The 21,567-nt window shown below is 67.4% G+C and carries 18 protein-coding genes, 1 tRNA gene and 1 pseudogene; 13 read left to right on the forward strand and 7 right to left on the reverse strand.

Translation table 11 applies throughout. The features are described from left to right. Window positions 1-8: 8 nt before the first annotated feature. The gene (gene nadD / locus ACI2JH_RS15910; protein WP_404736674.1) at window positions 9-665 is read left to right on the forward strand and encodes a nicotinate-nucleotide adenylyltransferase; all 657 of its coding nucleotides are present in this window, start codon (window positions 9-11) and stop codon (window positions 663-665) included. Between the two features lie 19 nt (window positions 666-684). On the opposite strand, the gene ACI2JH_RS15915 is transcribed toward nadD, so the two are convergent. Continuing rightward, on the reverse strand, window positions 685-1,005 hold the full coding sequence (locus ACI2JH_RS15915; RefSeq protein WP_182657104.1) for a hypothetical protein: 321 nt from the start codon (window positions 1,003-1,005) through the stop codon (window positions 685-687). Between the two features lie 146 nt (window positions 1,006-1,151). Here ACI2JH_RS15915 and rsfS point away from each other — a divergent pair, with 146 nt between their 5' ends. From rsfS to ACI2JH_RS15935, 4 genes are all read left to right on the forward strand, one after another. After that, the gene (gene rsfS, locus ACI2JH_RS15920; protein WP_042612238.1) at window positions 1,152-1,577 is read left to right on the forward strand and encodes a ribosome silencing factor; all 426 of its coding nucleotides are present in this window, start codon (window positions 1,152-1,154) and stop codon (window positions 1,575-1,577) included. A 68-nt stretch (window positions 1,578-1,645) separates the two neighbouring features. Continuing rightward, window positions 1,646-2,116: a 23S rRNA (pseudouridine(1915)-N(3))-methyltransferase RlmH gene (rlmH, locus tag ACI2JH_RS15925; protein ID WP_057508755.1), complete on the forward strand. Its 471-nt coding sequence runs from the start codon at window positions 1,646-1,648 to the stop codon at window positions 2,114-2,116. 22 nt (window positions 2,117-2,138) lie between these two features. After that, window positions 2,139-2,215: transfer RNA gene (locus tag ACI2JH_RS15930), tRNA-Asn, on the forward strand. A gap of 76 nt (window positions 2,216-2,291) precedes the next feature. After that, entirely contained in the window at window positions 2,292-3,047 is a 756-nt protein-coding gene (locus ACI2JH_RS15935; protein WP_101100400.1) for a DUF4239 domain-containing protein, read from the forward strand. Between the two features lie 231 nt (window positions 3,048-3,278). Here the strand turns inward: ACI2JH_RS15935 and ACI2JH_RS15940 are convergent, their stop codons facing one another. The 3 genes from ACI2JH_RS15940 to ACI2JH_RS15950 form a co-directional block, all read right to left on the reverse strand. After that, on the reverse strand, window positions 3,279-6,092 hold the full coding sequence (locus ACI2JH_RS15940; RefSeq protein ID WP_404736675.1) for a TonB-dependent receptor: 2,814 nt from the start codon (window positions 6,090-6,092) through the stop codon (window positions 3,279-3,281). 183 nt (window positions 6,093-6,275) lie between these two features. Beyond that, window positions 6,276-6,935 carry an energy transducer TonB gene (locus tag ACI2JH_RS15945; protein ID WP_404736676.1) on the reverse strand — a complete coding sequence of 220 codons (660 nt, stop codon included), beginning with the start codon at window positions 6,933-6,935 and terminating at the stop codon, window positions 6,276-6,278. A 287-nt stretch (window positions 6,936-7,222) separates the two neighbouring features. Continuing rightward, complete coding sequence (locus tag ACI2JH_RS15950; RefSeq protein ID WP_101100439.1) at window positions 7,223-7,960, reverse strand: SIMPL domain-containing protein; 738 nt, start codon at window positions 7,958-7,960, stop codon at window positions 7,223-7,225. 129 nt (window positions 7,961-8,089) lie between these two features. Here ACI2JH_RS15950 and ACI2JH_RS15955 point away from each other — a divergent pair, with 129 nt between their 5' ends. From ACI2JH_RS15955 to tldD, 4 genes are all read left to right on the forward strand, one after another. After that, window positions 8,090-8,698 carry a Maf-like protein gene (locus ACI2JH_RS15955; RefSeq protein WP_349999569.1) on the forward strand — a complete coding sequence of 203 codons (609 nt, stop codon included), beginning with the start codon at window positions 8,090-8,092 and terminating at the stop codon, window positions 8,696-8,698. After that, complete coding sequence (rng, locus tag ACI2JH_RS15960; RefSeq protein WP_042612244.1) at window positions 8,691-10,178, forward strand: ribonuclease G; 1,488 nt, start codon at window positions 8,691-8,693, stop codon at window positions 10,176-10,178. Before ACI2JH_RS15955 ends, rng begins: the two co-directional genes overlap by 8 nt. A gap of 30 nt (window positions 10,179-10,208) precedes the next feature. Beyond that, window positions 10,209-14,102, forward strand: a complete 3,894-nt coding sequence (locus ACI2JH_RS15965) for a YhdP family protein (RefSeq protein ID WP_404736677.1) — start codon at window positions 10,209-10,211, stop codon at window positions 14,100-14,102. Window positions 14,103-14,168: 66 nt separating this feature from the next. Next, window positions 14,169-15,614, forward strand: a complete 1,446-nt coding sequence (tldD, locus tag ACI2JH_RS15970; protein ID WP_319277156.1) for a metalloprotease TldD — start codon at window positions 14,169-14,171, stop codon at window positions 15,612-15,614. A gap of 137 nt (window positions 15,615-15,751) precedes the next feature. Here the strand turns inward: tldD and yjgA are convergent, their stop codons facing one another. Further along, window positions 15,752-16,348: a ribosome biogenesis factor YjgA gene (yjgA, locus tag ACI2JH_RS15975; protein ID WP_042612247.1), complete on the reverse strand. Its 597-nt coding sequence runs from the start codon at window positions 16,346-16,348 to the stop codon at window positions 15,752-15,754. Between the two features lie 68 nt (window positions 16,349-16,416). Between yjgA and pmbA the strand changes: the two genes are divergently transcribed. Beyond that, window positions 16,417-17,790 (forward strand): metalloprotease PmbA, encoded by a 1,374-nt coding sequence (gene pmbA, locus ACI2JH_RS15980; protein ID WP_404736678.1) that lies wholly within the window; start codon window positions 16,417-16,419, stop codon window positions 17,788-17,790. Window positions 17,791-17,875: 85 nt separating this feature from the next. Further along, a complete protein-coding gene (locus ACI2JH_RS15985) occupies window positions 17,876-18,259 on the forward strand; it encodes a DUF4870 domain-containing protein (RefSeq protein WP_042612249.1) in 384 nt (127 codons plus the stop codon). Window positions 18,260-18,437: 178 nt separating this feature from the next. On the opposite strand, the gene ACI2JH_RS15990 is transcribed toward ACI2JH_RS15985, so the two are convergent. Continuing rightward, entirely contained in the window at window positions 18,438-19,091 is a 654-nt protein-coding gene (locus ACI2JH_RS15990) for an isochorismatase family protein (RefSeq protein ID WP_182657113.1), read from the reverse strand. Between the two features lie 192 nt (window positions 19,092-19,283). Here ACI2JH_RS15990 and ACI2JH_RS15995 point away from each other — a divergent pair. Then, window positions 19,284-19,874: pseudogene (locus tag ACI2JH_RS15995) on the forward strand (LysR family transcriptional regulator); the annotation flags it as partial. Window positions 19,875-19,992: 118 nt separating this feature from the next. Continuing rightward, complete coding sequence (locus ACI2JH_RS16000; protein ID WP_404736679.1) at window positions 19,993-20,145, forward strand: hypothetical protein; 153 nt, start codon at window positions 19,993-19,995, stop codon at window positions 20,143-20,145. Here ACI2JH_RS16000 and ACI2JH_RS16005 read toward each other — a convergent pair. Next, complete coding sequence (locus tag ACI2JH_RS16005) at window positions 20,142-21,566, reverse strand: PepSY-associated TM helix domain-containing protein (RefSeq protein ID WP_404736680.1); 1,425 nt, start codon at window positions 21,564-21,566, stop codon at window positions 20,142-20,144. The genes ACI2JH_RS16000 and ACI2JH_RS16005 overlap by 4 nt on opposite strands. Window position 21,567: the final 1 nt, after the last annotated feature.

Below are 21,567 nucleotides of genomic sequence, written 5' to 3' on the forward strand. Positions count from 1 at the left end.
CGCTGGCCATGGGCCTTCGCATCTATTACGGCGGCACGTTCGATCCGGTGCACAACGGGCATCTTGCCATTGCCCGTGCCGCACGCGATGCCTTGAACCTGCCGATTCGGCTGCTGCCGGCGGCCGACCCGCCGCATCGTCCGGCACCCGGCGCCAGCGCCGAGCAACGTTGCCGGATGCTGCAGCTGGCGCTTGCCGATGAAACCGGATTGCTGCTGGACCGCCACGAACTGGAGCGCGCCGCCCGCCATCCGCAACGTCCGTCCTACACCGTGGATACCCTGGCCGAACTGCGCCAGGCGTTCGGCCCGGAAACGCCGCTGGCGTGGCTGATGGGGGCGGACAGCCTGTTGTCGCTCGCCACCTGGCATCGCTGGCAGGACCTGTTCGGGCTGGCGCATTTCATCGTCGCCGAGCGCCCCGGCAGCCGCTTGCCGCAGGTGGTGGAGGGCGTGCTGGGCCAGGCACTGCACGGCCGCTGGACCGACCAGCCGCAGGACCTTGAGGATGCAGCGGCAGGACATGTGCTGCGCCTGCATCAGCCGCTGCGCAGCGAGTCGGCCAGCGAGGTCCGCGCCCGCATCGCCGCCGGCGGGCCGTGGCAGCCGCTGGTGCCACCGGCGGTGGCGGGTTACATCGCCGAACATCGGCTTTACGGTGTGTGATCCTGGGGCTTGGCAGCTGTCATCCGCCCGTCGTGGTGCAGGTCACCGACGCGGGAACCTCGCCGCCGAAGGTGGCGCGGGTATGCTCGTAAATGGCACGCAGGACGGCCTGTTTGTGATCGGGTTCATTCACTGCCAAGGGTAGGTGGACGCTTCCGCGCGTATCGCACCGCCAGGCAACGCAACCCGGGCAGGGATCCCCTTCAGGACCTACTGGCGCCTGGACGGGCGCTGCAGCGCTACCAAGCGCGATACCCGAGGCGACGACGAAGGTGGCAAGCAGGCTCATGGTGATGCTCCAGTCAATGGAAAGGGCGCGCAACCGGCGCGCCACCATCATCGGCTCGTCCTACCTGGCCCGTTATCAGGCATAGCCGGCGGCGCGGGTCAGGTCAGCGGCCTTTCCGCCTGGGGGCTGAACCCGGTGAATGCCTCCCGCGCCGGTCCCACGTATAATCCCCCCTACGTTTATCGAGTCGACCCGCTTTGAGCAACCAGCCCCAACCCCAGACCATCAAGGTCGAACTGCCCAACCCGCCGCCCTCCGTGGAGCAGCTGTTGGCCTGCGTGACCGACGCCACCGAAGAGCTGAAAGCCAAGGACGTGGTCACCATCGACGTACGCGGCAAGTCCAGCGTCGCCGATTACTTCGTGATCGCCTCGGGCACCTCGTCGCGTCACGTGAAGTCCATCGCCGAGGAAGTGGTCCGCTTCGCCAAGAAGCTGGACATGATGCCGCTGGGCGTTGAAGGCGAGCGCGAAGCCGAATGGGTGCTGGTCGACCTGGGCGATGTCGTGGTCCACGTCATGCTGCCGCGCGTGCGCGAACTGTATGCACTGGAGCGCCTGTGGACGGTGGGTGACCAGCGTCGCCAGCACGAAGAAGAAGAAGGCCAGGACGACGAGGTCTGATCGACCTGCTGCCTGTGCTGTACCCCCGACGGCGCCGATGGCGCCGTTGGACGTTATGAGGATGCCTGATGAAAGCGCGACTGATCGCCACCGGTGAACGCGCCCCCAGCTGGGTGGCGCAGGGCTTTGCCGAATACCAGAAGCGGTTGTCGCACTGGCTGCCGTTCGAGCTGGTGGAGATCGAGCCGGGCCTGCGTGGCAAGGGCCGCGATGCGCGCCGTGCGACCGATGACGAAGGCAAGCGGGTGATCGCCGCGCTGCCGAAGAATGCCTACGTGGTGGCGCTGGACGTGCCCGGCCGACAGCTCAGCTCGGAACAGTTGGCGCAGCGGTTGGAGCACTGGCGCGGGCAGGGCAGGGACCTGGCGTTCCTGATCGGCGGGCCGGAAGGGCATTCGTCGGAGGTGTCGGCGCTGGCGGATGAAAAATGGTCGATCGGCCCATTGACCCTGCCGCACATGCTGGTGCGCCTGGTCGTCGCCGAACAGCTGTATCGCGCTGCGGCGATGTTGGCCAACCACCCCTACCATCGCGCGTGAAGAGTCGTTATACTGGTCGTCTGCCCGAATAGCTCAGCCGGTTAGAGCACTTGACTGTTAATCAGGGGGTCGTTGGTTCGAGTCCAACTTCGGGCGCCATTTTGAAAACCCGCATCGTGAGATGCGGGTTTTTTTTGTGTGGCATGCTGCGCCCATCCTTGGCCGGAGCGTCACGATGGGTGAGATCATCACAGCGGGTATCGTCTTCGCCTGCCTGAGCGCGGCGTCGATCGGCATGATGTACCTGTATCCGCGGCTCTCGGCCCGGCACCGGGATGACGAGACCAATACGGTCCTGCGGTTGGTGGCCAATATCTTCGTGGTGATGACTTCGCTGGTGTTCGGCCTGCTGATCAATTCGTCGAAGAACACCTTCGAAACCATCGATTCTAACGTGCACGGTTTTTCGACCAGCCTGATCATGTTCGACCGCTCGCTGCGGACGTACGGGGTGGAAACCGAGGAGACCCGACGGCGGCTCAGGGAGTACATCGAGACCGCCATCGCCCATCCCGCGCGCAGCGACGATGCCCTCGTCCACCACCACGACCCGGCGGCCAACGCACTGGACCAGGTCGGTGGCGCGCTGGATCGTATCGCGCCAGCGGATCGTTTCCACGAAGGGTTGCTGGCCGATGCGCGACAGCAGTACCAGACCGTCGTGCTGCAACGATGGAGCATCGTCGAACAGTCCGAAGCCAGCGTGCCGCGCCTGATCATCTGGATGCTGATGGCGTGGATGACGCTGATCTATGGAAGTTTCGGCTATCGTGCCCCGCACAACCCGATGGTGGTCGGCATGTTCCTTGTATCGGCCGCTTTGATCGCGACTTCGGTGTACTTCGTGCTGGACATGAGCGTGCCGTTCCATGGGCCGATCCAAGTGTCGGCCGCGCCGTTGCACCGCGCGCTGGCCGAGATCCAGCCCTGAGGTAACCCAGCGCATGTGCCCGCCCTGGTAGCGCCGAACCGTGCTCGGCGGTAGGCTTCAGCGGCCAGCAGCCAGCAGCCAGCAGCACGGCTCCCGGCGACGTCGATGACAGCCCTCGGCAGCCACGAGCGTGTTCGCCGAGCATGGCTCGGCGCTACCGGGGCACGCGCCGATGCACGCAGAAAAAAGCCCGGGCACGAGGCCCGGGCTTGGTCACATCACGCGATCCGATCAGTTGAACGTGTACTTCGCGCCCACCGTGAAGTAGCGGCCGATGGCGCCGCTGAAGTGCAGCGGGTTGTAGTTGATGCCGCCGTAAGTGGCCGGATCCAGCGGTGCGGTGCGGTCGAACACGTTGGCCACCGAGCCGAAGATCTCCAGTCCATCCATGGCCTTCCAGTTGGCCGACAGATCAAACGTGGTGAACGAAGCGACCTTGCAGTCGCCCGGGGCCGGGCTGCCATCGGCGCGGAAGTTCAGGCAGTCGTCTTCCTTGGTGCCGCCGGTTTCGGCCAGGTTGTCCATCGAACTGATGTAGTTGACGATGCCGCTGACCGACCAGTCGTGGTAGTTCCAGGTGGCACCGAAGTTGATGCGGTCCTTCGGCGTGCCGATGCAGTTGGTGACATCGCAGTTGCCGTGGGTGCCGGCATATTCGTGGGTGGTGTCACCCTCGGTACGCTCGAACTTGCTGGTGTGGCTCCACTGCAGGTCCAGACGCAGGTCGCCGGCAGTACCCAGCGGGATGTCCTGGCGGATATCGGTGTCGATACCTTCAACCTTCGACGCGCTGGCATTCACGTAGTTCGTGTTGATGGCCAGGATCGAGCCGGTGCCCGGCACGCCATTGAGCAGGTCGGTATCGCGCAGCACGTTGCCCGATGCGATGGCATCAGCCGTTGAACCCTGTGCGATTTCATTGGTGCGCTTGATACGCCATGCGTCCACTGTGATCGACGTAGTGCGGGTCGGCTGCAGCACGATGCCCAGCGAATAGCTCTTGGACTCTTCGGCTTCCAGCAGCGGGTTGGGGCGGGTGATGATCGCCACCGGCTGCTGGCCGCAATCATCCTGCGTGCCACCCGGGGCCGGCGTGCCACCCGGGCAGCGGACCGGGTCGAGCGCATTGGAGAAGGCGGCCAGGCCACCGTCGCCGTTCTCGGCCGGGTTCGGCGCACGGAAACCTTCGGCGTAGGTGCCGCGCAAAGCGATCCAGTCGATCGGGGTCCACTTGAAGCCGACCTTCGGGGTCACCGAATCATCGCCACTTTCGTATTTGTCATAGCGCGCAGCGGCGGTGAGCTCCAACGATTCCAGCACCGGCGCGGCCAGTTCGGCATAGGCGGCGTAGACGTTCTGGGTACCGTCGTAGGACGAGAAGCCCAGCCCGATGATGTCGCCGGCATCGGTGTACGTCTGCGGCGACAGGCTGTTGGTGGTACGACGCCACTCGGTGCCCAGCGCCAGCCCCAGCGGACCGCCGGCCAGGTCCATCAGCGACCGGTTCACCTTGAAGTCGAACATGTCCAGACTGCTCTTGGCGGTGGCCTGGATGGTCGGGGAAATGTAGTCGTACAGGCTCTGCGGATTGCCTTCCGAGCCGGCACCGATGTTCCATGTGCCAGCCGGGCAGGCCAGGTCGCCCAGCACGCACTGCACCGCGCTGTAACGCAGGAAGCCGTCACGCTTGTTGACCAGGTTGGTGGACGAATGCAGGTAGCCGGTGTCGTAGCTCCACTCGCCCCAGGTGCCCTTTACCCCGGCCAGGAAGCGGATGAACTCGTTGTCGTTGTTGGTCACGCGCGGGCCGACGTCGAAGGCGTTGTAGCGCACGCGCACCGGTTCGCCGTAGGGGTTGTCGGGATGCCCGACCGCCAGCACGGTGGCGCCGGGGCCACTGTTGGCATTGACCGGGCCACCCGGATAACCCCACGCGCCGGACACGTTGGACGGGGTGTTGTTGAAGGTGGTTTCCTTCTTGGAGTAGCCCATTTCCACATAGGCTTCGGTGCTGTCGTTGAAGGCGAAGGTCGCACGTCCGAACACGTTGACGTATTTCTCTTCCGGGCTCAGGTCACGATAGTCGGCCATGTCCCACAGGCAGCCGCCGCCCGGATCCTGCGGGGCGACACTGGAAAGGCCTGAACAACCGGGCAGTGATTCCAGCAGGCCGGTGGTCGGGTTGAAGATGCTGCCGGTCGGCGAGTTGCCGCCGCCGCTGCCGTTGCCGGTGATCGCCCCGCCAAGGAACTGGCTGCCGCCGGCGCTGTAGCCCCAGCGACGCAGGTCACCGGTGCCGATCCAGTCGCGGTTGCGACGGTCGCTGACGCGGATGCCATCGGACTTGCCGACGTCGATGCTGGCGAAGGCATTCCAGCCATCTTCGGACAGATTGCCGGTACCGGCGGTCAGGGTTGCCTTGCGCGCATCGCCGTCGCTGTCGCCGGACAAGCCATAGGAGCCGCGCAGGATCACGCCTTCGAAGTCACTGCGCAGGATGATGTTCACCACGCCGGCGATGGCATCCGAGCCGTAGGTCGCCGACGCGCCGTCCTTCAGGACTTCCACGCGCTCCACGGCATCCAGCGGGATGGTGCTGAGGTCGGTGAAGACCTTCTGTCCGTCATCGGCCAGGCCATAGGTGGCCATGCGCCGTCCGTTCAACAGCACCAGGGTGGAACCGGCGCCCAGGCCGCGCAGCGAAATGCCGGCGCCGCCGCCGGCGAAGCCGTTGCCGAAGGTCTTGGGGATGGAGCCGGAGCCGTCCGAAGTCAGGGTCTGCAGGTATTCGGCGACCGTGGTCTTGCCGGTACGGTCGATCTCCTGGCGGGTGACCACCTGCACCGGTGAGGGGGTTTCGGTATTGGTGCGCGGGATGTTGGAGCCGGTGACGGTGATCCGGTCCAGGTTGGTGGCGGGGTCCTGCGCGAAGGCCGTGGTGGATCCGGCGGCCGCGATCAGCAGCGCGCTGCCAGCAAGGACGTGGGTGATGGACGTGGCAAGCGACGTGCGGCGGCTGGCACGTGGAAGGGTCGGGTATTTCACAGCTCTCTCCTGACTGGGAATACGTAGTGGCGTGTCCTACCGCAGGCCCCCTTGCCCCGCGATGTCGCCAATCTAGGTTTCTTTCAGGTGACGCAAGAGTGAAATTTTGCTTAATCGGGACCGCTTTGTGACGTCGGTCAGGGAGCTGGACAGGGGGTGATATCCGTCACCCCCTGTCGCGCCTTACTCTGGCAAGGAGAACTCGATCGGCACCAGGCCCACCGAGGACATGGCCACGCCGTCCTGCACGGACGGTTCGAAACGCCACTGGCGCAGTACCTGCTGGCGCGCAGCAAGGTCCAGCGCACGCGAACCGCTGCTGCGTTCGATGGAGACCGCTGTGGGGCGGCCCTCGGCACTGACTTCCACCCGCAGCAGGACGGTGCCCTGCTCACGGCCACGCAGGGCCGCGATCGGGTACGTCGGCGGCGGGGCGGAGCGGTACCGCAGCTGTGCGCCAGGGCCGCTGCGGGTGGGGGTAGCGGTCTGCAGCGGCACGTTCGGAACGGGGGCGGGCTGCGGTTCGGCGGCGGGCACGGCGTAGGCCGGGACCTGCTCGGTGACGGTGGTGGGGGTCGGCAAGGGCGTGGGCCGGGGTTTCACCACGGTCTGCGGCGGTGCGACCTGCTGGACGACTTCCGGCGGAACCGGCGTGGGCGGCAGTGGCTTGTCCGGGGTGATCCAGCGGATCTGCGGGGCCTCACGTGGCAGGGGCGCGGCCACGTAGGCGGCGGGGATCACCAGCAGCATGAAGGCCAGTACGTGCAGCGCGATCGCGGTGCTCCATGCAGCGATGCGGGCGGGGTCGAAGCGGAGCGGGACTACCGGGTACGTAAGAACCATGGTTCACCTCCATGCAAGCCAGCAGGGGGACGTCATCGGGGCCGGTGGATGCCGGCGGACCAGCAATAGCGCGGCCAGCGCGGCGTGCCCAGCGGGGCACGCGCGGTCGTTTGGTTACGAGTCAGGTAAGGGCGGTGGCGCTTCGTAGTGACGACCTTGGTCGTCACCTACAAGTTGGCACCCGGGCAGAGGCGACGACCAACGGTCGTCACCCACCAAGGGCGGTCGGCACCCACCAAGGGCGGTCGGCACTCACCAAGGGCGGTCGGCACTCACCTGCGAAGGCCTCAGCGGCCGAGTTCGAACACCACGTCCAGGTTCACCGACACGGTGGTTTCACCGGCGGCCACCGGGGTGCTGGCCATGTCGGCAGCCATCGGCGCGGCGGCCGCGCGCATCATCACCGGGCGGAAGCCGCCGCCGCTGCTTTCGGAAATGCTGACGATGCGGCGCACCTGCAGGCCCAGCGACTTGGCGTAGGTCTGCGCACGGGCCTGGGCCTTCTTCAGTGCGGCCAGGCGGGCTTCGTCATACACCGGTTCCGGCTGGTCGATCTCGAAGCTGGGGCCGTTGATCTGGTTGGCGCCCTGTGCGGCCAGCGCGTCCAGCACCTTGCCCAGCTTGGCGATGTCACGCACCTTCAGGCTGACCGTGTTGCTGGCCTGGTAGCCGGTGATCTTCGGTGCCTCGTTGTCAGCGTAGCGATACTGCGGGCTCAGGTTCACTCCGCTGGTCTGCACGTCGCGCTCGGCGATGCCGGCGGCCTTGATCGCGGCCAGCACGGTGTCCATCTTCTGCGCGTTCTCGCGCATCGCGGTGTTGCCGTCCACGGCCTGGGTAACCACGCCGGCGGAGAGCGTGGCGATGTCCGGCACGCGGCTGGCTTCGGCGTTGGCCGATACGTTGAGCAGGGTGCCTTCCACCGGGGCGATGGCAGGGGCCGGTACGGCGGCTTGAGCGGTCACGGAAGCTCCCAGGGCGAGGGACAGGGCGAGCAGCAGGGGCGAGAGGACAGGGCGACGCATGGAGATCTCCTTGAAGGCCATCGAGGTTGCTGGCGAAGGGATGAACGCGTTGTGAGCCGGAACGGGGTTGCGCATGGCCGCGGCACGTTGCCTGCGATTCAGGCCCTGCGCGCAGGGTATGCTGTGTCGATGCTCTATCTTGCCTCCCGCTCGCCCCGCCGCAGTGAATTGCTTGCCCGCCTTGGCCGTCCGTTCCAGACCCTGGACCTGGACGTGGCCGAAGTGCGCGCGGCTGGCGAAACGCCGCGCGACTACGTGCAGCGGGTAGCCGTCGACAAGGCCCGCGCAGGACTGGCCCACGTGCTGGCCGCCGATCCCGCAGCGGTGGTGGTCGGCTCGGATACCGAAGTGGTGCTGGGTGAGCGCGTGTTCGGCAAACCGGCCGATGCCGAGGATGCCGCCGCCATGCTGGCCGCGCTGTCCGGCCGCACCCACCAGGTGATGACCGCCGTGGTGCTGGCTTCTGCCGGCGGCCTGTCGGTGGACCTGGTGGTGTCCGAGGTCACCTTCGCCGCGCTGGAGCAGGCCCACATCGCCGCTTACGTGGCCACCGGCGAGCCGTTCGGCAAGGCCGGTGCGTATGCCATCCAGGGAGAAGCAGAGCGCTTCATCACCCATCTGGCCGGGAGCTATTCCGGCGTGATGGGATTGCCGCTGTACCAGACCGACCGGCTGCTGGCCGGCGCCGGCTTGCCTTCCTACCCTGTTGCCGCCACGGAGGCTGCCGTACATGTCTGAAGAAATACTGGTCAACGTAACCCCCCGCGAAACCCGGGTGGCGGTGATCGAGAACGGCATGCTGCAGGAGCTGCACATCGAACGTGGCTGGCGGCGCGGCGTGGTCGGCAACATCTACAAGGGAAAGGTGCAGCGGGTGATGCCCGGCATGCAGGCCGCGTTCGTTGAAGTGGGCCTGGAGCGCGCCGCGTTCCTGCACGCCAACGACGTGGTGCGGCCGGCCCCGGTGGCCAGCCCGGACACCGATGGCACCACCCTGCCGCCGCCCTCCAGCGTGCCGATCGTGGAGCTGCTGCGCGATGGCCAGGACATCGTGGTGCAGGTGGTCAAGGACCCGATCGGGACCAAGGGCGCACGCCTCACCACCCAGATCAGCATCCCCTCGCGTTACATGGTGCTGCTGCCGCAGTCCAAGGTGGTCGGCGTTTCGGCGCGCATCGAAGACGAAGGCGAGCGCGCAAGGCTGAAGGCGCTGGTGACCGAACTGTCGGCCCAGCACGGCGGCTACGGTTACATCGTGCGCACCAACGCCGAAGGCCAGCCGGCCGAAGCGATTGCCGAAGACGTGGCCTACCTGTCGCGGGTATGGAACGTGGTCGAGCGGCGCGGCCGCGAGGCCGCTTCGTGCAGCGTGATCTATGAAGACCTCAGCCTGCCGCTGCGTTCGGTGCGCGACCTGATCCGCAAGGACGTGGACAAGGTGAAGGTCGATTCCAAGGAAACCTTCGTGCAGCTGCAGGCCTTCGTGGCCAAGTACATGCCGGTGCTGGCCGAGAAGCTGGAGCTGTACGCCGGTGACCGCCCGATCTTCGACATGTTCGGGGTGGAGGACGAGATCGGCCGTGCGCTGGACAAGCAGGTGCCGCTGAAATCCGGCGGCTACCTGGTGATCGACCAGACCGAAGCGATGACCACCATCGACGTCAACACCGGTTCGTTCGTCGGCCAGCGCAACCTGGAAGAAACCGTCTACCGCACGAATCTGGAAGCGGCGCAGGCCGTTGCCAGGCAGCTGCGCCTGCGCAATCTGGGCGGCATCATCATCATCGATTTCATCGACATGGTGGACGCCGAGCACCGTCGCCAGGTGCTGCGCACGCTGGAAAAAGCACTGGCCCGCGACCATGCCAAGACCACCGTGTACGACTTCTCGCCGCTGGGCCTGGTGGAGATGACGCGCAAGCGCACCGTGGAGAGCCTGGAGCGCCAGCTGTCGGAAACCTGCCCGCAATGCAGTGGCCGTGGCAGCATCAAGACCACCGAAACGGTCACCTACGAAATCTTCCGCGAGATCACCCGTGCGGTGCGCCAGTTCGAAGCGGCGCGCCTGCTGGTGATCGCCTCCTCGAAGGTGGTGGCCCGCATCACCGACGAGGAATCGACCGCCGTTGCCGAGCTGGAAGAATTCCTCGGCAAGAGCATCCGCTTCCAGGCGGACGACCAGTACCTGCAGGAACAATTCGATGTGGTCCTGCTCTGATCTTTACCGGCCGGTTGCCGGCCAGGGCCGATGAGCGCGCCGCCGCGCCTGCGACTGCGAAGGATCCGCCGTCTTGCCCTGTACGCGTCCGCCATCACCCTGGTGGCGGTGGCGTTGCTGGTGGGTACCTTCAGCCAGCTGCTTCCGCTGGCTGAGCGGAACCCGGAACAGATTGCCGCATGGTTGACCGCACGTGCCGGCCAGCCGGTGCGCTTTGATGACCTGAAAGCGCAGTGGACCCGCCGTGGCCCACTCCTGCAACTCGATGGCCTGCGCATCGGGGCCGGCGATGGCCTGCGCGTGGGCCAGGCCGAAGTGCAGGTGGCGATGTACGCCGGCCTGCTGCCAGGGCGCTCGTTGACCGAACTGCGCCTGCGCGGACTGGCACTCACTCTGCAGCGAGCCGACGACGGGCGCTGGAGCGTGCGCGGCCTGCCGGGCCGGCCGGGTAGCGATCCGCTGGAGGCGCTGCGGCGCCTTGGTGAACTGCAGGTCGAACGCGGTCGCTTGACCGTGGACGCGCCTTCGCTGGGGCTGCAGGCGACCCTGCCGCGGCTGGACGTGCGGCTGCGGGTCAACGGTGACCGCCTGCGCGTGGGGGTGCGGGCGTGGGCCAGGGAAGACGCGCTGCCGCTGTCGGCGGTGCTGGACGTGGACCGCCGCAAGGGTAACGGCGAGGCCTGGCTGGGCGGGGATCCGGTGGACCTGCAGGCGTGGTCGTCGCTGTTGTCCGGTGCCGGCGTGCAGGTGCTGCAGGGCCGCGGTGAACTCAATGCCTGGGTGGCCCTGCGTGACTTCCGCCCGGTGATGGTCACCACCGATTCCGACCTGACCGCGCTGCACCTGGCCGGCGCGCCCACGGCCCATGTGGCGCGGCCTACGCTGGACGTGGAGCGCCTGCAGATGCGCGCGCGCTGGCGTTACAGCGAAGGTGGCTGGCGCGCACAGGCGCCGTTGCTACGGGTGCGTGCCGAGGGCCGCGAACAGGTGCTTGATGGCCTGCTGGTCGGTGCCGGGCAGCACATGGCGCTGGTCGCCGACAACGTGGATGGCAACGTGCTGCTGCGCGGACTGGCACTGACCGATCGGGTCGACGCCGGGCTGCGCGACTGGCTGTACCGCGCCCACCCGCAGGTGCGCGTGCGTTCGCTGCAGGCTCACGGCGAACGCAACGGTGCGCTGTGGGTGCAGGGTGATCTGGAAACACTGGCGTTTTCCAGCGTGGACGGCGGGCCGGGACTGGCCGGCGTAGGCGGCCGCTTCCAGGGCGACGCCGAGGGTTTTTCGCTGCAGCTGCAGCCGCAGCAGCAACTGCAGTTCGACTGGCCGAAGGGCTTCGGCGTGCGTCACGACGTGCGCCTGGCCGGTGAAGTGGTGGGCTGGCACGACGAAGCCGGTGGCTGGCGCATCGGCACTCCGGCGCTGCGCGTGCAGGGCACCGATTACGCCGCCGACGTGCGCGGCGGGTTGTGGTTCCAGGGCGACGGTACGCGGCCGTGGATGCAGCTGGCGGCGAAGATCGACGATGTGCCGATGACCGCCGCCAAGCGCTTCTGGATCCGTTCGAAGATGAGCGCAAACGCGCGCGATTGGCTGGATACCGCGCTGCAGTCCGGCCGCGTGCGCAACGGCATCGGGCTGGTCACCGGTGACCTGGACGACTGGCCGTTCGACCGCAACAACGGCCGCTTCGAGGCCACCGGCCATATCGAGGACGGCACCATCCGCTTCCAGAAGACCTGGCCGGACATGACCCAGGTGGATGCGGACATCGCCTTCATCGGCCCGGGCTTTTCGCTCAAGGGCCGCGGCGACCTGGCCGGGGTCAACGTGGATGCGATGGAAGCGGGGATCGAGGACTTCGGCCAGACTCCGCTGTACGTGCGCGCGCAGAGTCGCAGCGAAGCCAGCCGGTTGTTGGCCGTGCTGCGGCGCAGTCCGCTGCACGGCCAATACGGCGACACCCTGGATGCGCTCAGCGCCAGCGGCCCGGCGAATGTGGATTTCGACCTGCTGCAGCCGCTGCATCCCGGCCAGCCCGGGCACCTGCAGGGCAGCGTGGCGCTGGATGGCGTGAAGCTGTCCGACAAGCGCTATGCACTGGATTTCGAGGACGTGCGCGGCAGCGCCAGGTACGCCGGTGGCGGCTTCGGGGCCGACAACCTCAGCGTGCGCCACCTTGGCGCGCCGGGCACGTTGAGCCTGCGCGCCGGTGGCTTCGTGCGTGATCCGCAGCTGGCCTTCGAATCGGAACTGGTCGCCAACCTGGACGCCGGCACGCTGCTGGACCGCGCTCCGGAAATGGCCTGGCTGAAGCCTTACATCGAAGGCCGTTCGGACTGGAAGATCGGCGTGGACATGCCCAAGGCGGTGGCTGCGACCGCGGCAGCCGGCGGCCAGGCAGCGCCGACCCCGCCGGCACGCCTGCACCTGCAGTCCGCCCTGGTGGGCACCACGCTGAGCCTGCCGGCGCCGCTGGACAAGCCAGCCGCCGAGGCGCTGGATACCCGCGTGGCGGCGCAGCTGCCGATGGGCGATGGCCGCATCGACGTGGCCTTCGGCGAGCGCTTGGCACTGGCCGCGCGCACGCACCAAGGCCAGACCGGCGTGCAGGTCACGCTGGGCAGTGCCCGGGTGGACCGCGATCCGCCGGCCAGCGGACTGGCGGTCAATGGCCGAAGCGGCTCGCTGGATGCGCTCGAATGGATATCCCTGGCGCGTGGTTCGGCCGGCGATGGCAAGGACGACGGCACGCCCAGCGACCCGATGCCGCTGCGTTCGGTGGATGTGCAGGTGGCACAGCTGCTGCTGATCGGCGGGGTGTTCGAACAGACCCGCCTGCAGCTGCGGCCGACCGCCGAGCACCTGGACGTGCGTCTGGACGGCCCCTCGCTGGCCGGCCAGCTGCAGGTTCCCAACGCCAGCGGCGGCACCATCAGCGGCGCCCTGCAGCGCGTGCACTGGAAGTCACTGCCGGGCCCGGCGCAGCCGCGTCCGCGCGATGGCGCGCCGATCGTGATGCCCGATGGTGAAGTGATGGCGGCGCGCGTCCAGGCCAGCGCCAACGACACCGATCCAGCCGCCATTCCGCCGCTGTCGCTGGACATCGCCGACCTGCAGTTCGGCAAGATCAACCTCGGCCAGGCGGTGGTGCGCACCCAGCCCATTGCCAACGGCCTGCGCGTGCAGCAACTGGATTTCCGTTCGCCGAAACAGGCCATCGATGTCCGTGGCAGCTGGTTGGGCAAGGGGCCTGCCGCACGCACCGAGCTCACCGCGCAGGTGCGCAGCGAAGACCTCGGCGACCTGCTGCGCGACCTGGATTACGGTGGCCAGCTGCGTGGCGGGCAGGGCAGCATCGACCTGCAGGCCGGCTGGGCCGGTGGGCCGTCGGACTTCCAGCTGGGCAACCTGCAGGGCAGCATGAAGGTCGATGCACGCAACGGCCAGCTGCTGGAACTGGAGCCCGGTGCGGGGCGCGTGCTGGGCCTGCTGAGCATCACCCAGCTGCCGCGCCGGCTGATGCTGGACTTCCGCGACTTCTTCTCCAAGGGCTTTGCGTTCAACCAGATCGCCGGCACGCTGGCCTTCGCCGATGGATCGGCCACCACCGACAAGGTGATGATCGAAGGTCCAGCCGCCAACATCCGTATCCGCGGCCGTACCGACCTGCGCGCGCAGCAGTTCGACCAGACCATCGACGTCAACCCGCGCTCGGGCAACCTGCTGACCGTGGTCGGCGCAGTGGCCGGCGGCCCGGTGGGCGCCGCGCTCGGCGCGGCCACCAATGCGGTGCTGTCCAAGCCGCTGGGCGAAATCGGGGCCAAGACCTACCGCGTCACCGGCCCCTGGAAAGACCCGAAAGTGGAGGTGGTGGAGCGCGATGCGTCCGTGCCGCCGCCGCCCAAGCCGACCGCGCGCTGAGCGCTCGGCACTCCCCCCGCGTGACGCGGCTTGCCATGGCCGCGTTCTGCCCCCAGATTGAAGCTCATGACCGATAACGCCCTAACCCTCGCGACCGACCGCCTGCTGCAGCCCGCTGGGCTGGATGCAGGCACCCTGGAAAACACCTTCGGCCACCTGCTGGGCCCGGGCATCGACTTCGGTGACCTGTACTTCCAGCACGCCCGCCGCGAAAGCTGGAGCGTGGAAGATGGCATCGTCAAGGACGGTGCGCATTCCATTGAACAGGGCGTCGGCGTGCGCGCGATTTCCGGTGAGAAGACCGGCTTCGCCTACTCCGATGACATCCACCGCGACGCGCTGTCCAACGCGGCGCACTCGGCCCGCGCGATTTCGCGCGAGGGTGGGGCGCAGACCGGCAAGTCCCTGCTGCGCGGTGATGCGCGCGCGCTGTACCCGGCGCTGGATCCGGTGGACAGCATGGGCAACGAAGCCAAGGTGGAAGTGCTCAAGCGGCTGGATGCCTACCTGCGTGCCGCCGACCCGCGCGTGAAGCAGGTGATGGTGAGCCTGTCCGGCGGCGTGGACACCATCCTGATCGCACGCAGCGACGGCGTGCTGGGCGCGGACATCCGCCCGCTGGTGCGCTTGAACGTGCAGGTGATCGTGGAGCAGAACGGCCGTCGTGAATCCGGTTATTCCGGTGGCGGTGGTCGCTATGACTACACCGAACTGTTTGCCAGTGGCCGTCCGGAAGCCTTCGCCCGCGAAGCGCTGCGGCAGGCCCTGGTGAACCTGGACGCGGTACCCGCACCGGCCGGCGTGATGCCGGTGGTGCTCGGCCCGGGCTGGCCCGGCGTGCTGCTGCACGAAGCGGTCGGCCATGGCCTGGAAGGCGACTTCAACCGAAAGGGTACCAGCGTGTATGCCGGTCGCCTGGGCGAGCGGGTGGCCTCGCCGGGGGTGACCATCGTCGATGACGGCACGCTGGAAGGCCTGCGCGGTTCGCTCAACATCGATGACGAAGGCCAGCGCACCCAGTGCACCACGCTGATCGAAGACGGCATCCTGGTCGGCTACATGCAGGATTCACTCAACGCGCGCCTGATGGGCATGGCACCGACCGGCAACGGCCGCCGCGAATCGTTCGCGCACTTGACCATGCCGCGCATGACCAATACCTACATGCGCGCCGGGCAGCATGACCCGGAAGAGATGATCCGCTCGGTCAAGAAGGGCCTGTACGCGGTGAACTTCGGCGGCGGCCAGGTCGATATAACCAGCGGCAAATACGTGTTTTCGGCCACCGAGGCCTACCTGATCGAAGACGGTCGCATCACCGCGCCGGTGAAGGGCGCCACGATCATCGGCAACGGCCCGGAGACCATGCAGAAGGTGCGCATGATCGGCAACGACCTGGCGCTGGACCAGGGCGTCGGCATCTGCGGCAAGGACGGCCAGAGCGTACCGGTCGGCGTGGGCCAGCCGTCGCTGCTGATCGATGGACTCACCGTGGGTGGCACCCAGGCGTGATGCCGGCGGTGCCCCTGCCCGGCAGCGCCGCAGGCTTCCCGGCGGCATCCCTGCCCGGTAGCGCCGAGCCATGCTCGGCGGCATCCCTGCCCGGTAGCGCCGAGCCATGCTCGGCGGCTTTTCCGGCAGTGCAGGCCTCAGTCCTGGCTGTCGTCCGCGTCGTCTTCCACCGCTTCGGCGTCTTCGCCGCTGTCGGCCACGATCAGCCCCAGCGCGGCCGGCAGCATCAGCGTACGCAGCACCTGGAAGATTTCCCGGTAGGCGCGCGGCGGCTTGTTCTTGGCTTTCTCGGCCTGGGCGTTGCGCACCAGCGTGCGCAGCTCCTGACGGTCGGCCTGCGGGTATTCGTCCAGCAGCTTGGACAACGCGGCGTCGCCATCGCTCATCAGCTTTTCGCGCCAGTCTTCGGCCCGGTGCATCATCGCCACTTCGCGGCGGCCGGTATCGCTGTTGGCGTCCAGCGCCTCGCGGATGGCATCCAGCGTGGACTCTTCTTCCCGGCGCATGTGCTTGGCCAGGAACGCCAGCTGCCGCTTGTGCGCGATGTGGGCGGTGATCCGCTTGCATTCGGCGATGTGCGGCAGCAGGTCTTCCGGCACCGGCAGGCGCGCCAGCTGCGCGGGAGTCAGCGAAACCAGCTTTTCGCCAAGCGCAAGCACGTCCAGCGCTTCATTGCGCTTCTGCTTGCGGCTTTTATCGTGGAATTCACCGGTTTCTTCGTCGCGTCCGCGCATCGTCTTTCCTACTTTCGTAAATACGTCGCCTGGCGCAGTGCCGGGCCCAACCTGTACAGGATAAAGCATTGAACGTCATCGCCCCTGAAGCGGCCGCTGCCGCTGGCACCGAGGCCCGGCTGGAACAGCTGGCCGATATCTCCCAGCAGCTGCTGGACCACGCCCGCCGGCTGGGGGCCAGCCAGGCTGAAGTGTCCTGCAGCGAGGACCGCGGGCTGGACGTGAACGTGCGCCTGGGCGAGGTGGAGACGGTGGAATCCACCGCCGACCGGGGGATCGCGGTCACCGTCTACTTCGGCAAGCGCAAGGGCAGCGCCAGCACTGCCGACCTGCAGCCGTCCAGCCTGGTGGCCACGGTGGAGCAGGCCTGCGCGATCGCCCGGCATACCGAAGACGATGCCGCCGCCGGCCTGGCCGACGCCGAGCTGATGGCCCGCGAATTCCCGGAACTGGACAGCTGGCACCCATGGGCGCTGCAGGCCGACCAGGCCATCGACCTGGCGCTGGCCTGTGAGGCGGCCGGCCGCGACAGCGATGCGCGCATCAGCAACACCGATGGCGCCTCGGCATCGACCGGGCAGAGCCTGTCGGTGTATGCCAACTCGCACGGCTTCTTCGGCCGCGAGCGTGGCACTCACCATTCAATCAGCGTGGCGCTGATTGCCGGGCAGGGCGACGGCATGCAGCGCGATGGCTGGTATACCAGCGCGCTGGCCCGCGAGGACCTGGAAGACCCGGCCGCGGTGGGCCGCAAGGCCGCCGAGCGCACCATCGCCCGGCTGCAGCCGCGTTCGATGGCCACCAGCAGCATGCCGGTGCTGTTCGCACCGGAAGTGGCGCGCAGTCTGGTCGGCCACCTGCTGTCGGCGATTTCAGGCGGCGCGCTGTACCGTCAGTCCAGCTTCCTGCTGGACAGCCTGGGCACCTCCCTGTTCCCGGCATGGATGCAGATCGACGAGCTGCCGCACCTGCGTCGTGGCCGCCGCTCGGCCGCCTTCGATGGCGACGGCGTGGCGACCCGGACCTCGGCGATCGTGCGCGATGGCGTGCTGCAGCGCTACATCCTGGGCAGTTATTCGGCGCGCAAGCTGGGCCTGCAGACCACCGCCAACGCCGGTGGCGTGCACAACCTGCAGGTGGCCGCCAGCGCACCGGGGCTGGACCTGCATGCCATCGCCCGGCAGATGGGCAACGGGCTGCTGGTGACCGAGCTGATGGGGCAGGGCGTCAATGGCGTGACCGGCGATTACTCGCGTGGTGCCGGCGGCTTCCGCATTGAGAATGGCGAGATCCTGTACCCGGTGGACGGCATCACCATCGCCGGCAACCTGCGCGACATGTTCCAGTCCATCGAGGCGATCGGCAGCGACGTGGACGTACGATCGCACATCGCCATCGGCTCGCTGCTGATCGGCAAAATGACGGTCGCCGGTAACGACTGACGTCGTTATTGGCGTACTCTTGCCGGGCTGCGACGGCCCACGGGGAGTGGGTCGCGCCGACCCTATACCTTAAAAGGAGTTTTCCGTGAGCGAATTCGACAACGTCACCGCCCCGCCGCCGCCGCCGTCCAGCGTGGAGCCGGCCCCGGCCGACCAGCGCACCATGGCACTGGCCGCGCACCTGCTGGGCATCTTCACCTGGTTCATCGGCGCGCTGGTGATCTGGCTGATCAACAAGGACGACGCCAGCAAGGCCTTTGTCACCGACCAGGCCAAGGAAGCGCTGAACTTCCAGATCACCATCGCCATCGCCATGGCGATCTGCGTGGTGCTGATGATCGTCTTCATCGGCGCGCTGCTGATGCCGGTGGTCGGCGTGTTGAACGTGGTCTTCTGCATCATCGCCGCAGTGAAGTCCAACAACGGCGAAGCCTACCGCTACCCGTTCACCCTGCGCCTGATCAAGTAATTGATCCGACGCGGAATCGGTGGGTGACGATTCCTCGCCCCGGTGGGTGACGACCGTTGGTCGTCACGCGCTGCACAAAATGCCCGGCCATGCCGGGCATTTTTTTTAGCAATGTCGCGCTGCGCGCTCGCCGAGCATGGCTCGGCGCTACCGGTTTCCCGCATCGGATCGCGGTGTATCAACCCGCGCTCGGCGGCACCGGCGTGTTGAGCAGCTGCTGTTCCCACAGGTAGGCGATTCCGCTGCCGGTGGCGTGCTGCTTGAGCACTTCGGTCAGTTCGGCGGCGTGCTCGGTGCGCGCCCAGTCGCGCTGCCATTCGGCAGCCAATGCCATCCAGGTCATCATGTTGGCGCCGGCCGCGATCATGCGCTGGATCGCCACCTGGTGGGCCTCCACCGAAACTGCGCCGGAGGCATCGGTGATCACGGTGACATCCCAGCCTTCGCCCAGCGCCTGGATCACCGGCATCGCCACGCAGATTTCGGTCCACAGGCCGGCGATGATCAGCTGCTTGCGGCCGGTGGCCTTTACCGCATCGACCACCTTCGGGTCTTCCCAGGTATTGATGAAGGTGCGGTCGATGACGTCCTGGCCGGGGAAAACATCGGTGATGTGCGGGAAGATCAGCCCGCCGCGGTCGGCGATCACGCTGGTCAGGATGGTCGGCACCTTGAAGGCCTTGGCTGCCTTGGCCAGCGCCGTCGCGTTGTTCACCACGGCATGCGGGTCGTGGCTGTTGAGGTTTGCCAGCTGGTAGGGCTGGTGGTCGATGAGCACCAGCACGGAATCTTCTGGGCGGAGCAGCGAGGAAAGGCCGTTGCGGAAGGTCATGGAGTCATCCTGTTGCAGAGGGGTGTGCAGCGAACCCGAACCTTGTCATCCCCTCGTCCGGGGCGGTAGAACCCTTTACTGCCAAGCTGTGTCGCACAATGCGGAACGCGGGATGGGCCCGGCGTGTGTCAGGCTGGCGAGTGGATCCGGGAGGTCACGGTGGATATCGAAGAACTGCGCACGTTCGTGGAAGTGGCCAACGCAGGGGGCGTTTCGCCTGCCGCGCGCCGGTTGAATGTGTCCAAGTCGATCGTCAGCCGGCGGCTGGCCCGGCTGGAGGCGGAGCTGGGTGTGCAGCTGCTGGCACGCACCACGCGCGGTGCGGCGCTGACCGAAGCCGGTGCCACCTTCCGCGATCATGCGGCGAAGGCCTGCGCGGAGATCGATGCGGCGCGCGATGCGATCCTGCCCAGTGGTGACCTGCGCGGCCGCCTGCGGGTTGCCGCTCCGCTGACGTTTGGCCCGACCCACTTCGCTTCGGTGTTCGCCGAGATGGCGCGGCGCCATCCGCAACTGCATGTGCACGCGTCCTACAGCGACCGCTTCGCAGACCTGGTGGCGGAGGGATTCGACTGCGCGATCCGCGTGGGTTACCTGCCCGATTCCAACCTGATCGCCCGCTGCGTGGGACCGCTGTACGGGAGGCTCGTCGCCAGTCCGGCGTATGTGGCGGCGCATGGCGCGCCGGAAACGCCGGACGAAGTGTTGGCCCACGAGGCGCTGATGCAGGGCACCGAAGCCTGGCAGTTCAGCGATGGCGATGCCGTGGTGACCGTGCATCCGCGTGGGCGCTTCAAGGCTGACAACGGCACTGCGCTGATTGCCGCGGCGGTGGCCGGGCTGAGGCATCGCCTGGCTGCCCGATGGACTCACCCAGCCGTACCTGGATGCGGGCACGCTGGTGCCGGTGATGCCGCGTTATCCGCCGCCGGCAGCCGGTATCTACGTGATCCGTCCGCCGGGCCCGCACCCCTCGCTGAAGGTGCGGGCGCTGACCGAACTGCTGGTTTCCTGCTTCGACGACGGGGCGCAGGAAGCAGCGTTTCGCCGCTAGCTGCTGCGCCAGCCGCGGGTCAGGATGAAATCGAGCACGCCGATGACCAGCAGCGACAGCCCCATCAGTGGGAACAGCATGCCGCCGATGCACAGCAGCGCGAACACGATGGCGACCGTGCGTTTCGCATGCGGCAGGGGAGGGATGCCGATGCCACCGGCGGGACGGCGTTTCCACCACATCACCGCACCGCTGACGCACAGCAGGAAGATCGCCGCGCAGGCCAGCAGCAGCACCAGCCGGTTGAAGGTGCCGTATTGCTGGCCCAGGTGCACGTTGATGCCCCATTCCAGTCCCCGACCGAGCGCGCCGTAGTCGGCGTACCCCATGTCCAGCAGGATGCGCCCGCTGTACTGGTCCATGTGCACCACACGCTGCAGGCTGACCCGCTCTGGATAGACCGACGCGGAGTACACCCCCATCGGGCCACGCGGCAGCGCCACGCTGTAACCGGGTGCCATGCCCATCCCGTTGAAGCGCTCCAGCGCGGCATCGATGCCGATGGCTCCGGGCTGCGGGGCGAGATCCCCGGACACCCTGCCGCCGTGACCTTCATGGCCCTCGTGCGCCTGCTGCTGTGGCGGCGCGGCGTGCTGCGCATGGGCGTGCTGCGAGGTGGGCAGCCTTGCCTGCTCCATCGACCAGCTGGTGGCGGTGGTATCGGCCAGGCGCTGGTCGGACATCGGTACATCCACCCGCACGCCAGCCGGGTATCCAACGTTCTGGCCGTTTGCCCAGACGTTGACCTGCTTGCCCCAGACCAGCGACCACGGCATGCCGGTCAGGGCCAGGAACAGCAGCGCCGCGCCGACCCAGACGCCTGTCACCGCATGCAGGTCACGCCAGAACAGGCGCTGTGCAGGTCGCCCGCGCACACTGCTGACGCCGCCACGCTGCCCGCGCGGCCACCACAGGAAAACCCCGGTGATCACCAGCAGGATCGCCCAGCCCGCGGCGATTTCGATCAACGCGCTGGCCCAGCTTCCGATCAGGTCCAGGCTGTGCAGCCTGCGCACCACGCCGGAGAAGGTGCCCTTGTCCGGCAGCGAGCCCAGCACCCGCGCGGTGCCGGGGTCGACGTAGTACACATCGCGCGCTCCATCGGCCTGCTGCACGCCGATTTCCACGCTGCCATCGACGCGCTCGGGCAGGGTGTAACGGAACGTTTGTCCTGCTGTGATGGCTTCAACGGCGGCGATCTGGGCACTCGCTGATGTGGGCGTGCCCCGTGCGGGTTCCACCACTTTCAGATCGTGGTGGATCCAGCGGTCGATCGGTTTCTGGTACAGATACGCCGCACCGGTCACCGCCAGCCATGCGATGAACGGCAGCACGAACAGGCCGGCATAGAAGTGCCACCGCCACACTGCACGATGGAAGCGCCAGCGATCAGTCGGGCTGCGGGTAGGCGTGGTCTGCATG

The sequence above is a fragment of the Stenotrophomonas sp. NPDC078853 genome (assembly GCF_044901215.1).
Classification (GTDB): Bacteria; Pseudomonadota; Gammaproteobacteria; order Xanthomonadales; family Xanthomonadaceae; genus Stenotrophomonas; species Stenotrophomonas lacuserhaii.

Bases quoted from the DNA above. Each gene is read 5' to 3' on its own strand.
- yjgA (WP_042612247.1), bottom strand. From the start codon at position 16,348: ATGCGCGGACGCGACGAAGAAACCGGTGAATTCCACGATAAAAGCCGC.
- rlmH (WP_057508755.1), top strand. From the start codon at position 1,646: ATGAAAGCGCGACTGATCGCCACCGGTGAACGCGCCCCCAGCTGGGTG.
- tldD (WP_319277156.1), top strand. From the start codon at position 14,169: ATGACCGATAACGCCCTAACCCTCGCGACCGACCGCCTGCTGCAGCCC.
- ACI2JH_RS15990 (WP_182657113.1), bottom strand. From the start codon at position 19,091: ATGACCTTCCGCAACGGCCTTTCCTCGCTGCTCCGCCCAGAAGATTCC.
- nadD (WP_404736674.1), top strand. From the start codon at position 9: ATGGGCCTTCGCATCTATTACGGCGGCACGTTCGATCCGGTGCACAAC.
- ACI2JH_RS15965 (WP_404736677.1), top strand. From the start codon at position 10,209: ATGAGCGCGCCGCCGCGCCTGCGACTGCGAAGGATCCGCCGTCTTGCC.
- ACI2JH_RS15945 (WP_404736676.1), bottom strand. From the start codon at position 6,935: ATGGTTCTTACGTACCCGGTAGTCCCGCTCCGCTTCGACCCCGCCCGC.
- ACI2JH_RS15955 (WP_349999569.1), top strand. From the start codon at position 8,090: ATGCTCTATCTTGCCTCCCGCTCGCCCCGCCGCAGTGAATTGCTTGCC.
- ACI2JH_RS15950 (WP_101100439.1), bottom strand. From the start codon at position 7,960: ATGCGTCGCCCTGTCCTCTCGCCCCTGCTGCTCGCCCTGTCCCTCGCC.
- ACI2JH_RS15935 (WP_101100400.1), top strand. From the start codon at position 2,292: ATGGGTGAGATCATCACAGCGGGTATCGTCTTCGCCTGCCTGAGCGCG.
- ACI2JH_RS16005 (WP_404736680.1), bottom strand. From the start codon at position 21,566: ATGCAGACCACGCCTACCCGCAGCCCGACTGATCGCTGGCGCTTCCAT.
- ACI2JH_RS15915 (WP_182657104.1), bottom strand. From the start codon at position 1,005: ATGATGGTGGCGCGCCGGTTGCGCGCCCTTTCCATTGACTGGAGCATC.
- rng (WP_042612244.1), top strand. From the start codon at position 8,691: ATGTCTGAAGAAATACTGGTCAACGTAACCCCCCGCGAAACCCGGGTG.